The sequence below is a fragment of the Pseudomonas sp. Irchel s3b2 genome, from assembly GCF_900187445.1.
In the GTDB taxonomy this organism is placed as follows: domain Bacteria; phylum Pseudomonadota; class Gammaproteobacteria; order Pseudomonadales; family Pseudomonadaceae; genus Aquipseudomonas.
In genome coordinates this window covers 17,384-32,111 of the sequence record NZ_FYEB01000012.1, presented here as the reverse complement: position 1 = coordinate 32,111, position 14,728 = coordinate 17,384, and the positions used below count along the sequence as shown (strand labels likewise).

Below are 14,728 nucleotides of genomic sequence, written 5' to 3'. Positions count from 1 at the left end.
AAAAAGAGTGCGAGGCATTATCGCCTCCCATAAGGATTTAGCTATGCTGGAGCTCCTTTTCATCCTTTCATCGTCAAACGGGGACATGGCGATACAGCGCAGTTCGTGCCATCTTCATCATGGATACACACTATTCGGATGCCATGCGCCATTGCTGGCGGGTGACATCGTTTTAAGGATCATTGAATGACCCAACGACATGTAATCAACGCCTCGGTCAGCCCTAAAGGCAGCCTGGAAACACTGTCCCAACGTGAAGTACAGCAACTGAGCCAAGCCTCATCCGGAATCACCTACACCCTGTTCCGCCAGTGCGCCCTGGCCATCCTCAATACCGGCGCCCATGTTGATAACGCCAAGACCATTCTGGAAGCCTACAAAGACTTCGAGATCCGCATTCACCAGCAAGACCGTGGCGTACGCCTCGAACTGCTCAACGCCCCGGCCGACGCTTTCGTCGATGGCGAAATGATCGCCAGTACCCGCGAGATGCTCTTCAGCGCCCTGCGCGATATCGTCTACACCGAAAACGAACTCGATGCCTTGAGCATCGACCTGAGCACCTCCCAAGGCATCAGCGACTACGTTTTCCACCTGCTGCGCAACGCCCGCACCCTGCGCCCCGGCGTCGAGCCGAAAATCGTGGTGTGCTGGGGCGGCCATTCGATCAACACCGAAGAGTACAAATACACCAAGAAAGTCGGCCATGAACTCGGCCTGCGCAGCCTGGACATCTGCACCGGTTGCGGCCCGGGCGTGATGAAAGGCCCGATGAAAGGCGCGACCATCGCCCACGCCAAACAGCGCATCCACGGTGGCCGCTACCTCGGCTTGACCGAACCCGGGATCATCGCCGCCGAAGCACCGAACCCGATCGTCAACGAACTGGTGATCCTGCCGGACATCGAGAAACGCCTGGAAGCCTTCGTACGCGTCGGCCACGGCATCATCATTTTCCCGGGCGGCGCGGGCACGGCCGAAGAATTCCTGTACCTGCTCGGTATCCTCATGCACCCGGGCAACGAAGGCCTGCCTTTCCCCGTGGTGCTCACCGGGCCGAAAAGTGCCGCACCGTATCTGGAGCAGCTGCACGCCTTCGTCGGTGCCACCCTCGGTGAAGCCGCGCAGCAGCACTACGAGATCATCATCGACGACCCGATTGAAGTGGCGCGATACATGACTCAAGGCCTCAAAGAGGTCAAACAGTTCCGTCGCGAGCGCAACGACGCGTTCCATTTCAACTGGCTGCTGAAGATCGACGAAGGCTTCCAGCGCCCGTTCGATCCGACCCACGCCAACATGGCCAACCTGCAACTGAGCCGCAACTTGCCGTCCCACGAACTGGCCGCCAACCTGCGCCGCGCGTTCTCCGGCATCGTCGCCGGCAACGTCAAGGACAAGGGCATCCGCCTGATCGAAGAACACGGGCCATATCAGATCCGTGGCGATGCCGCCGTCATGCAGCCGCTGGACAAACTGCTCAAAGCCTTCGTCGCCCAGCACCGGATGAAACTGCCGGGCGGCGCGGAGTATGTGCCGTGTTATCAGGTGGTGGCGTAACAATGTTGATGTGAGCTTTAACATCACCCCTGTGGGAGCGGGCTTGCTCGCGAAGGCGGCGTAACAGTCGACATCTCTGTTGAATGTTAAGCAGCTTTCGCGAGCAAGCCCGCCCCCACACTTTGACAAGAAACCCCGCATGATGCGGGGTTTTAATCGTTCCCACGCTCTGCGTGGGAATGCAGCCGGGACGCTACGCGTCCCTTCCAGAGCCGAACGCAGAGCGTCCGTTGAGGCATTCCCACGCTGGAGCATGGGAACGATCATCCTCGCTAGTCTCGTGGATCGAGGTTATCCAGCACCCGATTCACCGCTAACTCCCCGAGCATGACCACCGATTGAATCCCCAACATCATGTTGCGATGGGTCCATCAATCCAGCGAACTCACTGAGCATCACACTCGCTGACGCCAGGGATTCGCAGGCGTTGACCAGCAGGGTTTCGTTATCGACCTTCGCACCCACATGGTAAATAGTGCTGGGTTTGTGCTTGGTGTCTTTGGGGATGGGCGGCTTGAGGTAATGATCGAGGGCGCGGTCGGCGGCTTCGTTGAGTTTTTTTGAATCGAGGGAATCGTAGGGGGATGTTGGATCGGTTTCCGGCGGGTTGGGTGTGATCTTGAATATAGATGGAACTCCAAATCAGAAAAGAGGAGCCATCACTCTCGCTACCAAACGAAGGGGTGGTGGCCATACGAAGGTTGGTAGACCGGTGACTTGGAGAACCGGCGCGCCCGAAGGCGCCCTGCGCATGGCCACCATAAACGCAGGCCGAAAAGGCTCTGCATCAGGTGCGCTATGCACGCAAGTCAAACCGGGCTACCAAACCCGATCGCTGTTTTTCAGCGACAGGCAAACGATAGTGCCCGGCCTCAAGGCGCACAAGCCGGCGGATTCTGGCGTAGTCGTAGGCAGCGACGCAAGAATGTGTAGCCTGAGTGAGTATCTGGAGATGTCGATTAAACATCGCCTGTTTATCACTTTGGGTTTTGTGGTGGATGGGCTGACTCATTGCAAGAGCCAATGCCAACGACAGCCCCCCTACTGCAGCTTCTCCACACCAAGCCATTTGCAGAATGTTTCATACACAAAATCGTATGCTTGCTCCTCTGTATCAAGCACCGCAAGCTCAGCAGGTTTGTCACACTCTACATAATAAACCTTCCACTTGTCATTCTCTGCAACGACGCACACACAATCGCTGTATCGGATCTCACCCAAAGAATAGCTAGTCGCATTAACACCGATAGCAGAAAGATTAGACAGCAATTGTTCTTTTTTCATTTTGAAAGGTCCTTTAAATACCCATCATCTAAAGACCATTGAACTGAATTTAAAAATAAGGGGACTAAAAATAAGGGGGACAGATTTATTTTCTGACCACTGCGCCCGAAGCAAACAAATAAATCCGTCCCCTTTCCCCCTTTCCCAAACTAAACCTTGAAATCCTCGATTGTTTTACCTTTCTGCTCCAAAACAGAAAACACAAACTCAGCATCCAATTTCAGCAACGACTCAATAACGTCATTTATCTTCCAGCGATGTATCTCTGGGTGATCAATTATTGACACAAGATGCTGCTTAAGAAGAGGAACATACTCAAGAAACCCCTCACGCCCCACAAAGTCAAACACATTATATATTTCAAATGGCATCGTACTTGCCATTAATATTATTTTCGACAACGGAGCATATACTTGAGTCCTGCCCTTCTCTAAATCGCCTCTATCAGCCACGTTTGAAAAATAGCTAATAATTGCCAACAGTATTTGCCTAAAAGTATCATCATAGCCGTGTAGCCTGTGAAGAAAAACGCCTTCGACACCCTCATACCCACTCATGCACTTTTCCAGCGCGATCAAACCTTCATGATACCCCCAACTAGTTAGCAATCTCGCGGCTAAAAAACGCTCCACTTCGTTATTTGCGTGGAGCAGTATATTCATCACACCATCGACTCTGGCGCGAGGGATATCATCAGGATCTAGGTTCGTCGCATCAACGGCATAATCAGCCCCCTTCGGCACACTATAAAGCAGGTCATATATCATGCGATCCATAATGAACACCTATCCCCCATTGGAATTAATATATTTAGCCGGAACACATCCCTTTATTAAACACTCGCCATCCCGCACAGCACTCCCTAAATCTCGCACTGCATTATCCAATGATTCCGCATTTTTCCTGCTTGGGTTTGTAGAGTATCTCACCCGTGCGGCGTCTATCTTTGATTGTAGTTCAGCTGCTACTTCTTGGCTCGTTAAAAACTTAGTATTCGGCAATTCACCCGCATCAATATCCTTCTGCAGCTGTTTCACATCGATTTCGATTTGATTACCACCATAGTCCTTCGGATTCAGCGCTGCTTGTGGATCAGTTGCTGATATGTAGGGTGAGTTCTCTGGATTACTTCCCCTTACATGCGTTTGAACGCTGCCAGTCCCCTCCAAATTTGGAGGAACCAAATCGCCATTCTCATTGATATACGCCTTGGGCTTCCCATTCGCCCCCACGGACAAAGAAAAATCACTATCACTGAAAAATACGGGGACAGATTTATTTTCTGACCACTACGCCCGAAACAAACAAATAAATCCGTCCCCTTTCCCGGACGAGCAGCCTGATTAAAACCAGTAAATATTGTTCCGCAGATCTTTCCCTCTACAATTAACTGGAAAAACACCTTTTGAACCTTAACGCTGTTCTTTACGCATATTGCTGATGACCCGATTCCAGTAGCGCACCGCTTCAAAATGCTGCTGCCTCGTCAACCAGGTTTTGTTCTCAGGACAGGTTGGATCGCCCCCCAGAATGACCGGTGTAATCTCGAACAACTCCATGCCCTTGGGGCGCTCTTGCTTATTCATTTCAGTCTGCCAACCAAGCAAATAAGCTCGGGAGGTCGCGGGCTACCGTGTCAATATACTGCCGATCCATACCTATAAACGGGATGCGCACTATCGGCATAGCTGCATCGTCAGTATCGAAGCCATATCCTTCTCCGCCTCCGCTCGAAGCGAACAAGAAGATGCCTGGGGCATATGTTTCGACCTCATATTCTCGATTGAAGTCGACCAACTCCTCAGCTTTCCAAAAAATAATGTAGTTGTCGCCTATGAAGCCCTCACCACCATTATGCTCCTTGAGAAAGTCGATATAACTCTTAGGAAGTGTCGACAGACCATCAAGAGTTGATGATTCAGCAGGACCATTGAGCTGACCCTCTGTCAAATTATATTTCATCGCTATCTTCCTAGATTTTTCAGAAATTTGTTCCACCTAGGGGTTACCTGCAGTCGATGAACATTGCGAGGCAGAATAATTTTGTTGGTGGGATCGGTCGGACTACCACCAAACTTCACTGGATTGGTTGCATGCACATCCACTGGCTGACCGACAAGCTCTTGTTCTCGGCGGATGTGCTGTTGGCTTTGTTAGCGGCATTTCTGATGGGCATCATATTCCGCTCCCTCCAGCAATCTGAAAGCATTAGGGGACAGACCACGCTTTTGCTTACCATCAAAAAAATCGTGGTCTGTCCCCTATTCCCCCTCAGGGAATGTGTTGGTAATCGGCTCCAAGGTTGTGGTTGTATTCTACTTCCCAGTTGGAATCTTCAGGTCATTTACTAATGGCAGCGTATCAAAGCTTACCCAGTTGGAGGGTGTCCGGGGCAGTTGAAGTAGGCCCTGCGCTTCGGACGGCGTCATATTTTTAATGTTGTCGAATGTAATATAAGTAGGGTTGCGAGGAGAAATTGTTCCTGTTAACGCCTCCTCGACAGCGGGACCTCCGACTGCTCGATAGCCGGTCGCTGGCACAGCAGTTCCTTGTGGTGTGACGTAAAAGTCAGCACTACCCGTAGCCGTGAAAGAACCTTTTGCACCGACTCAGCTCTTCCGTTTGAGGTTATCTCTCCAAGGCACAAGCAGACCTTCCAGTAGAACTCGATCAATGACACCATCATCAATGCTGCCAACATAAGTAGTATCTAATTGAAACTCAAAGGAAAGCCCTTCTCTTTCAGATAAATCTCTAACAGCACTGATCAGCTCCTCTACCTCATCTAAATTTTTCGAATCCATATCAGTAGAAAGTATATTTGGCTGTAAAGCCGAATAAATCTCCAACATCCCACCTACTACTTCCTCCCCCCCTTCGTCTATCTCGTCAACGAAGCTTGGCGGGGATATGTTCCATACTCTTGATGCAGCAAGCTCATTCACAAGCTGCTGCACATCAGATTTAATGGACTGATCCAAATCCTGAGCCACGTAAAAAATTAACTTTTGCTTCGCATGCTCTAGCGGTATGGAATGCATTACTCAACTCCTTTTTTCGGTGGGTATGCCGGAAGAGCTGACCCAGGGCCACCCGGATTATATCTAAACCCTCCTGGCATATGCGCATCCAAATGCCGTGTATCAGGTAGTGGTACCGTAAGTGGCGAACCTTGGATATGGTGCATAGGAATTCTCTCACCCTTTAACCCTGCATCCTCCGGAAAAACCTTAACCCATGCATCGTCGACTTTCGGAGTACGTCCTTTAGCAATAGCGGCCCGATTTTCAGTACTTAAGATTTGGCCATACCCAAGGTCATCCCAATTATCACGCAATGCTCGCCAGTCAGCCGCATTTGTACGAACAACACCTGTCCGAGTCGTACCAGAAGAAACAACAGGCCCGGGTGGCACGACTTCGCTTGTCGCTTTTGCACCACCTGCAAAATAATCAGCAGGCAGATCACAAGGCCCCGTATTGTGTACCCAGGTCTTGAGATTTCCAACGTAAAACGTATGCCCCACATCGACCGTCAGGTTGTAGGTTTTACCCTCGGGCAGGTACAGCTCAAGCGACTCGACTTCGGACGAGGTATTTTCGGTGTCGCCATCAGCCAGTGATTGCAGCAGGTCGCCAGGTTTCAGGTTGATGACTGGAATGAAGTCGCGCTTGGCCGGGACGTAGAAGGGGTGGCTTGGCGTGACCATCAGGGTTTCGCCTTCGGCTTTGCCGTCGCCACGAACGTTTTTGAGCTTTAGGCGATAGATCGGCTGATCCGAACGCTGATGTGTCGCCAGGATGGTAGCGGCGAACGGCTTGCCGCCCTTCTCGGGTTTGCTCCAGACCACATCGCCGACCTTGAGCGATTCAATCGTGCGATCGCCTTGCGGTGTAGAGACTTTTGTTCCTGCGGCGAAGCAGCATGGGCTGTAACCCGCCAACTTTGCCTCGGCTTGGGTAACGAACTGTTCAGTGCTTTTCCCGGCAGCGGTATCTACGCCTTTCCCTGCAACAGACTCGATCCCCCTCCCAGCAATAGCCTCCGCACCTTTGACCGCCAATGCATCTCGCGCTGCCAAGTCCTTGATTGCACTCAGAAGCGTTCCCTTGCCCACCCCACCTATGGGCATAAGCTCAGCAAGTAGCTTGAGATCAATATTCGAATTGACCCCGCCACTCGCCAGAACACGTAACCGATCCATTTGCTCTGCTTGGGTCCCAGCATCGGCACTGAGCGCACCTATTTCCGGAAGCTTCCTGATAGCAATGGAATCCCCGTATTGTTCAGCCCACTTGTCCGGTACTACACCCATACCATCTGGGGCGTTGTTGTAGGTGGAATTGCTCGAAGGATTGAAGAGACGCGAGTCGTTGTACTGCCTGTCCGTAGACTTGAACGCAACGACCTTGTCGCCGTTGGCGACGATGGGGCTCCCATCCGCCCACGTCAAAAGCACCTTCTCGTTCTGCAGTTGAGTGACCACTCCTCGGGCAACACGCAGGTCGTCAGCCAAGTGCTGCCCCTCTGGGTTATTCGGGCTATAGCCGGACAGAATTCCCTGTAGTTCATTGTTGGTCTGCTTATCTACTTCCCCCCCTGCTACGAATGTCAGTAGAGCGTTCCATTCGAAGCCAGATTGGCTTTTGCCAGTTGAGGCATCTAAATTCTCGGCCTCAAGAGCAAGTCTTTTCTCTTCTTGAACGTGCAATTTGCGGTTGTAAGACTGCGCATTCCCGGCGATTTCCGAGCCTAGAGAAACGTCGCCATCAACGCTTGCTGCCGCCAGCAACCCCACCAGTTTGGACGCAGCGTTTACCAACCGGTCGTGCTCTGCGGGATCATCGCCACTGAGTAACGGTGTTTTATCCAAGGTCGCGATAAGCGCCTCATTAGCGCCCGCTGCGATCGCCCCCGTTTTAAAATCGCCACCCATTGCTTCCGAAAGCAACCCACCCACGACAGCATGCAGGGCGGTTTTACTTAGGCCGCTGTCTTGAAGTTTGAAGGCATCGCCAAAATCACCAACACCTGTGAAAGCAGTAGCCTGAAGCACATCGAAGACGCTGCCCTTCATTGCGTCCTTGAAGCTGCCTTGCCCAAGGGCTTCAGAAAGCGTTCCGCGCACCGCTCCGCCCGCCAACTGGATCGTACCGAACCGACCAATAGCCGCCGGATCGTTCCAATGAGGTACTACGCTGGGACCACTCACTTTGTTAGTGATAGGGTCGCTCTGTGCACCAAACCAGTTGCCACTGGCGTAATTCACAAATCCTGCTGAGGCGCCCGCGATCAGCGCTTGTTTCATGCTGTCGCTGCTGAAGGTTTCCTTGAATGCGGCTCCCAGGTTGCCCTTGTTGTTTATCGTGCTGACCACGCCCGTACTGGCAAGGGAGGTCAACGATGCGGTGGCAATGATGTTTCCCAGACCTGCTGCCGTACCTGCGACAGCCGCACTGGTCGTCGTTGCAGCTGTGGCTGCCGTTGCCGCCGCCATCGTCGAGCCGGCGCCTGCAGCACTACCGGCGGCTGCCGCAAGCGTACTGGCGGCACCTGCCGTCAACACCGTTACGACGATGATGATCGCAAGCATCGCCCCCTGACCAAGGCTGGAATGGCTGTATTTGAAGGAATCATGCAACTCCTTCACATGCCGCCAATCCACATCCCCGCGTTTCTCAGCTTCTTTCAACCAAGCCAATTGCGGATCAGCCTTCACCATCACATCAATGGTCTGGCTAACCGTGTTCTGATTAATCTGCTTGATATCAATCTTCAAGCCATCTACGGCCTTGATCGCCAACTGCCCCTGCGCCACCAACTCACTCTGGCGAAGCGTCTCATCGGTATTGCCCTTGCCCTTGGAGCTGGTCCAGGCCAAATCGCTCTTGCTCTTGGTGTGGCTTTCGTCGTGGTAGTCCTTGACGCCCTCAAAAGCGATGGCACCGCCGCTTTCAAGGATCAGGTCTTTGCCACTGTTGAGCTTGGCGACCTGGTAGCGCTGATCGCCGGCACTGGCGAGGGTGAGGCGGCCGCCGGTGTTGATCTCGGTACCGACGTGGGTGATCTGAGTGACTTCATCGCGCTGGGCCTTCTTGGCGCCCCAGTTACCCTTTTCCTTCATGTCATACAGCGTATGCATACTGTTCTGCGCGGCCAGCAGGTTCAGCTTGTTGCCGCTGTACAGATACGCTTCGTTGCCGGCGCTGATCTTGCTGGCGATAAGGTTAATGTCGCGGGCGGACTGAGCGTTGAAGTTGTTGCCCGCGCTCAAGATGCTGGCGATTTGGGTGGTGCGGTCGTTTTCTTCAGTGATGCGTTTTTTGCCGTCCTTGGTTTTGCTGGTGACGTTGTGGATGTCGTCGGCCGAGGTCACGTTGAAGTCCTGGCCGGCCTTGATGGTCAGGTTGTTCCCGGCCTTGACCTGGCTGGCGATGACATTGACGTCGCGGCCCGCATCCACGGTCAGGTTGCCGCCGACGGTAACGGTCGCGGCGAGGTTTTTCACGTCGGTGGTGATGCTCGACTTGTGGCCGCCGTCGCTGAATTCGTGTCTCACGCTGGTGTCGGTTTTGGCCGCCAGGTTGATGTCTCGGCCCGCCGTCAGGGTCGCGTTGCCGCCACTGCTTAAGGCGCCGTGGTTGGTCAGGTCGCGGCCGGCCGCAACGGCCAGGTTTTCCCGGGCGCTGATGCTGCTGCCCGCATCGGTCAGGGTGCGCATGCCGGCGCCGTCACGAACCTGGATCGCGGTGCGGTCGTTGATGATGTCGCCCTTGAGCGCGACAAGGCTGACTTGGCTGGCGCGGATCTCGCCGGCCATGGCGTTGCGAATGCTGTCTTGCGCCAGTATTTGCAGGTCGTTGCCAGCCTCGACCAGCCCGCCCTGGTAGACGCTGCCGGCGCTTTGGACGTTGAGGTTGTTGCTGGCGCGCAGCGTGCCGACGTTGACCAGATCGCCGCCGGTGAACAGGTTCAAGTCTCGGCCCTGGATCAGGCTGCTGCCGCGTACGTTGCGGGTATCTGCCTGGGCCAGGTACAGCACTGGCACGAGGACTTTTTGCCCGTCGACGATGCGGTTTTCCATCCAGACGATGTCATGGGTCAGCGCACTGACCTGCTCGCCCGTTAACGAGACGCCAAGGCTCAGGCGCAGTGCGTCTTTGCTGGCGAGGGCGTTATCCATCAGGTAGCGGTATTGGTCGTAATCGCTGGTCAAACCGCCGGCGAGAAAACGCTGGCCGGTTTTCGCCAGCACCGCATCGCGAATCAGGCGCTGCTCGTACAGGCCATCGCCGAGTCGACGCCAAGTGGCGTCGGCGTTGACGTTCAACTGCTTGAGCAGGTAGTCCGAACCAAAGAACTGCGACAGGTTCGCGAGGTTCGGGTTGGTCTCGATCAGATAGCGGCTTGTCGGGTCGGGGTTCTTGATGAACAACCCGTAATCGCCCTTGGGCGTTTGGAAATTCGGCCCGGCCGTCGGGTCCACTGAGGTGAACGGTAGCCCGCTGTAATCCACCGGTTTGAAGACGGTCTGTACGCTGCCATCCGCCGCGATACGCTCGATGGGCTGCACAGCGGCAGGCGTCACGGCGGCGGCACCGCTCGCCTGCGGGTTGATGTTGATATTGACCTCGCCAACCCCGACGCCGGTCTGGTCGTTGCCCAGCGTACCGGTCAGTTGTTCGAGCGTGTTCTGGTGCAGCGTTCCGTTTTGCACGGTACGCGTGACGTTGAGGTTGACGGTGGCGCCGGCCTGAATCGTGGCGGCGTAGGTCGGCTCAGGGTTGTCGGTCCAGACGGTGACGTTGCTTTGCTCCCGGAAGCGGCTGTCGCTGGAGCGCGATGTCAGCAGCTCGAAGCGAGCGTCGTCGTAGTTGCCGGCGGCAACGGCCGCGTTGAAGGCCGGGACGTCGGTGAACTCCATCTGGTCCCAGTAACCGGTGGAAATGCGCCCCGGCGTACCGATCTTGATGGTGTTCTGCCCGGTGCGGGTGGACGCGCCCTGGTTGAGCAGGTCATCGGCAATGATGGTCAGATTGTTGTTGGCGGCCAGCAAGCTGTAGCGATTCTGCACGCTTGAGGCCTGGATATTGAGGTCTTTGCCTGCAACCAGGCGCGCCGAAGCAGAGTCCTTGATGGCGCGCTCGATGAATGTTTGGCCGATGGTGATCTGGCCGCGCTTGAAGGAGTCATGCCCGCCACAGTGTTGGCCGCACGCCCACCTCAAGGTGCCGCTTACCCGTTGTTGTTCCAGCTCGAATTCGGCCTTGGCGTTTTCCAGCGAGACGGCGTGAAGGCTAATGTTGCCTTGGCTTTCGACGGTCCCGGAGAGGTTTCTGAAGCTTTGCGCGGCGGCGCCGTCAGTGCCGGCGAAGCTTAGATTGCTGGCGCTGTAAAGGTCGCCATACCAGTTGAGCAGGCTACTGGCGCGCAGGGTCATGTCGCCGCCGCTGAACAGCAATGTATCGGCACCGTTGGTGATGCCGCCGGTGGCGGTGAGGTCGACTTTGCCTTGGGCACCCAGTGTGCCGTGGTTGTCGATTTGCGCTGCGTCGATGCGCAGGTTCTGGCGGGCAGTCAGGTAACCGAGGTTATCCAGCGTACCGCTCAGGTTGAGGCGTGTGTCGGTTCCGGCCCCCATGCGTCCGCCGTTCTGGCGGACGTCATGGGCGGTGATAGTCAGCATTTTTTGCGCGGATAATCGACCGCTGTTGAACAGATCACCCGTAAGGTTCAGCGTGAGGTCGCCATCGCTGAGCAGCTCGCCGCCGTTGCTCAGGCTGCCAAGGTTGAGCACCAGTGCGGTGCTGCTGGCCAGGCGATCGCCAGACTGTAGAGTCAGCGAATCGTTGGTGTAAGTCAGGGCCTCGTTGAGCTGTGCACGCCCCAGCCCATCCACCGCGCCAAAGTTCCAGTCGCCGCTGCCCAGGCCGGTGATATCACCACCGGCACCGGTCAGGCTATCGAGGTGCAGGGTAAATAACCCGGTGTTGGCGTGTTCGAGGGTCCCGGTACGGTTATCCAGCGTGCTGGATTTGAAACTGAACGACGAGTTACCGACCTCGATGGTGCCGTTGTGGTTATTGACTGTGTCGCTGAAATCGAGCGTGCTGATGTCGTCTGTCGAGACGCGAAGAGTACTGACGTTGTTGCCCAGAGCACGGATTCGTCCCGAAGCGCTGTTGTCCAGCGTGCCGCCCTGGAGTGCAAGCCAGGTGTTGGATTCGATCAGGCCACCCTGGTTGGTCAGTTGGTCGGCCGTCAGGTCAACGGTGTTGCCACTGAGCTGTCCACCGCTGTTGTCCAGCGTGGAGCCTTTGAACACCAGCGCGGTCTTGGCGAAGAGTTTGCCGGCGCGGCTGGTCAATGAATCGACGGTCAGCTTCAGTTCGCCCGCCAGGCTGGCGATCATGCCGGCCTTGGTGCCGTCGCTGCTGTTATCGAGACTGCCGGCGGTCACCTCGACGGTGTCGCCCTGGATCGTGCCGCCAAGGTTGCCGATGCTGCCCTTGCCGAGCTTCAGGCTGGCAAGCCCACCGTCGGCGAGAATAACGCCGCCGCTGTTGTCCAGTCGGTTCCCGCTGTAGGTCAACCCACCGGAGCCTGCGACCAGTTGCCCCTTCTGACCGTTGAGCAAAGTGGTCGCCTGAAGGTCCAGTCGCTGGCCGCGAATCGTGCCGCCCTGGTTATCGATCAGGCTCGCGCCGGTGACGGTGACCGTGCTGTTACCGGCATCGATCACACCGGTCAGGTTGCTCAACACGTTGCTGACATTCAGGACAACGTCGCCGCCATTACTGACCAGCGCGCCCTTGCCGTTGTTGATCAGGCGTTGAGTATCGACCTGAATGTTTTTACCGAGCACTGTGCCTGCGCTGTTGTCCAGCCAGCCACCTTGCAGCAAAAGGCCGCCGTCGCTCTGAATGCGCCCTTTGTTATTGAGCAGCTGCGCCTTGATGGCCGCCGGATCGAAGATCAGCCTCATGCCCTGGGCGCCTGCCGCCAGCAGCCCCGCGTTGCTGTTGTCGAGCCCCGAGGCGTTCAGATCAATGCGCTCACCGACGATTTTCCCGCCGCGGTTATCGACCTGCCCACCCGGCGCGCGAATGCTGACCTTGGCCCCCAGCACGCTGCCGAGCTGGTTATCGAGGCTCGAGGCTTTCAGATCGAGGTCACCGTTGACCGCCAGCAGCCTGCCGCCCCGGTTGATGACCTCCTTGCCCGTGACTGAAAGCTGGTTTTGCGCCTGGAGCGTGCCCGACGTGTTGTCGAACCTGCCGCGGGTGTTCACCTGCGCATTACCGGCGCTGGCAGAAAGCAGGCCGGCGCGATTATCAAGCGTATCGGTATCGATGATCAGGCCATCGGCGCCGATTTGCCCGTCACGGTTATTCAGTTGGCGGGAGGTGATGGTCAGGCTGCCGCCCAGCACTTGGATCAAGCCTTCGCGGTTGTCCAGGCTGTCGAGTTGCAAGGTGGCCGCCTGCCCCGCGCCAAAGCGGATCACCCCTGCCAGATTGACGATGGCCGGCGTGTTGATCACCAGCGACCGATCACCGACGATGCGCGCGGCAACGCCCTGGTTGGTCACCCGGGCGCTGGTCAGATCGACCGCCGCGCCCTGAACCACGCCCTGATTGGTCAGGTCTTTGCTCGCACGGATGCTCAACGCGCGACTGGCTTCGAGGCTGCCACTGTTGGTCACGGAGGGGCTGGTGATGCTCAGGTCGCCCGTGGTGTTGCGGCTGTTGTCGGCTTCGATGCCGGCGGCAATCACACCGGAGTTAGTGAGTTTGTTGGCATTGATGTCGATGCGATCGCGGGCGGCCAGGCTCTGCCGGTTGACCAGCTCGCCGGGCGTACGCACATCGACGCTGCCGGCGTAAGCCTTGCCGGTCATCTCGACACTTTGCGCGTTGACCCGCAAGGCACCTTGGGCCGATGCCTGCGCCATGCTCAGATGGCCGCCGGCATCGATTTGAATATCGCCGGCACTGGCGGCCATGTTGCCCGCCAGCTTGACTCCGACACCCTGCTCGGTGCCCACCAGTTTGATGGTGTTGGCATACATCCCGCCCAGTGCCGCCGCATCGATTGCCAGTTGCGGCTTGTTAGCATCACGGGCCGCGCGGGGCGTGGTCGCCAGGCTGTCGGCGTTGACATTGTTGGCACCGGTGATGACGTTCAACTGCCGGGCATAAATGTTGGCGTTGATCTTGGCCGAACGGGTAATCAGGTCGAATTGATCAATGTTGGCCGCGTCAAGCCCCATGCCATCGATGGTGATGCTGCCGCCATCGACTTCGAAGTGATCAAGCTTGCCGGTGCCGTCGAGTACAGGTTTGCCGGTACTGAGGGTCACGCGCGGCGTGTTGATGAAACCGCAACCGTTACAGCTCACGCCGTAGGGGTTGGCGACAATGACCCGCGCTGACCGGCCCGCCACTTCGGTGTAGCCGTTGAGCTGGCTGGGGTTGCCGCCGTTGACTTCGTTGAGGATGGTACTGGCGGCCCGCCCACCGAGCTGGCTGTTGCCCAGGATGTGGCCACCCAGTTGGGTGTTCTGCACCGCGTTGGTCGCGTTGTTGAGGATCACGCCCTGGCGACCGACGTTGTAATCCTTGAACTGATTGTGCGAGAGCCCGGCGCCGTTGGGCGCGGCAATATTGATCACCGGTACGCCGTTGCCGGCCTGCCCGATGCCGGTCTGGGTGCCGCCACTGATGGCGATGCCCTCGGCCTGGGCCCAGATCGGCTGCCAGAACATGACGTTCGCCAGCAGCAAGGCCAGCAAGCGTTTGGGCATACCCAGGAAGTGCGTGCGAGGGGCCACGGCAGCTGAAGGCTGGCGAGACAGAAAGGCAAGCTGGTGAACGTCCATATT

At 56.4% G+C, this 14,728-nt stretch carries 8 protein-coding genes and 1 pseudogene; 1 reads left to right on the top strand and 8 read right to left on the bottom strand.

Features of this window, described 5'->3' with window-relative positions:
• Positions 1-186 precede the first annotated feature (186 nt).
• On the top strand, positions 187-1,560 hold the full coding sequence (gene ppnN, locus CKW20_RS21680) for a nucleotide 5'-monophosphate nucleosidase PpnN (RefSeq protein WP_095054704.1): 1,374 nt from the start codon (positions 187-189) through the stop codon (positions 1,558-1,560).
• 272 nt (positions 1,561-1,832) lie between these two features.
• On the opposite strand, the pseudogene CKW20_RS21675 reads toward ppnN, so the two are convergent.
• From CKW20_RS21675 to CKW20_RS21635, 8 genes and pseudogenes are all read right to left on the bottom strand, one after another.
• Positions 1,833-2,187: pseudogene (locus CKW20_RS21675) on the bottom strand (DUF6124 family protein).
• Between the two features lie 414 nt (positions 2,188-2,601).
• On the bottom strand, positions 2,602-2,844 hold the full coding sequence (locus tag CKW20_RS21670; RefSeq protein ID WP_095054703.1) for a hypothetical protein: 243 nt from the start codon (positions 2,842-2,844) through the stop codon (positions 2,602-2,604).
• A gap of 149 nt (positions 2,845-2,993) precedes the next feature.
• Positions 2,994-3,620, bottom strand: coding sequence for a hypothetical protein (locus tag CKW20_RS21665; RefSeq protein ID WP_095054702.1), 627 nt, complete (start codon positions 3,618-3,620; stop codon positions 2,994-2,996).
• 9 nt (positions 3,621-3,629) lie between these two features.
• Positions 3,630-4,028, bottom strand: coding sequence for a hypothetical protein (locus tag CKW20_RS29960; protein WP_256585084.1), 399 nt, complete (start codon positions 4,026-4,028; stop codon positions 3,630-3,632).
• Positions 4,029-4,256: 228 nt separating this feature from the next.
• Positions 4,257-4,430: a hypothetical protein gene (locus CKW20_RS29630; RefSeq protein WP_176466940.1), complete on the bottom strand. Its 174-nt coding sequence runs from the start codon at positions 4,428-4,430 to the stop codon at positions 4,257-4,259.
• 1 nt (position 4,431) lies between these two features.
• Positions 4,432-4,806: an SMI1/KNR4 family protein gene (locus CKW20_RS21650; protein ID WP_095054701.1), complete on the bottom strand. Its 375-nt coding sequence runs from the start codon at positions 4,804-4,806 to the stop codon at positions 4,432-4,434.
• 647 nt (positions 4,807-5,453) lie between these two features.
• Positions 5,454-5,885: a hypothetical protein gene (locus CKW20_RS21640; protein ID WP_095054699.1), complete on the bottom strand. Its 432-nt coding sequence runs from the start codon at positions 5,883-5,885 to the stop codon at positions 5,454-5,456.
• A complete protein-coding gene (locus CKW20_RS21635) occupies positions 5,885-14,725 on the bottom strand; it encodes a DUF637 domain-containing protein (protein ID WP_095054698.1) in 8,841 nt (2,946 codons plus the stop codon). The genes CKW20_RS21640 and CKW20_RS21635 overlap by 1 nt, the downstream gene beginning before the upstream one ends.
• Positions 14,726-14,728 lie beyond the last annotated feature (3 nt).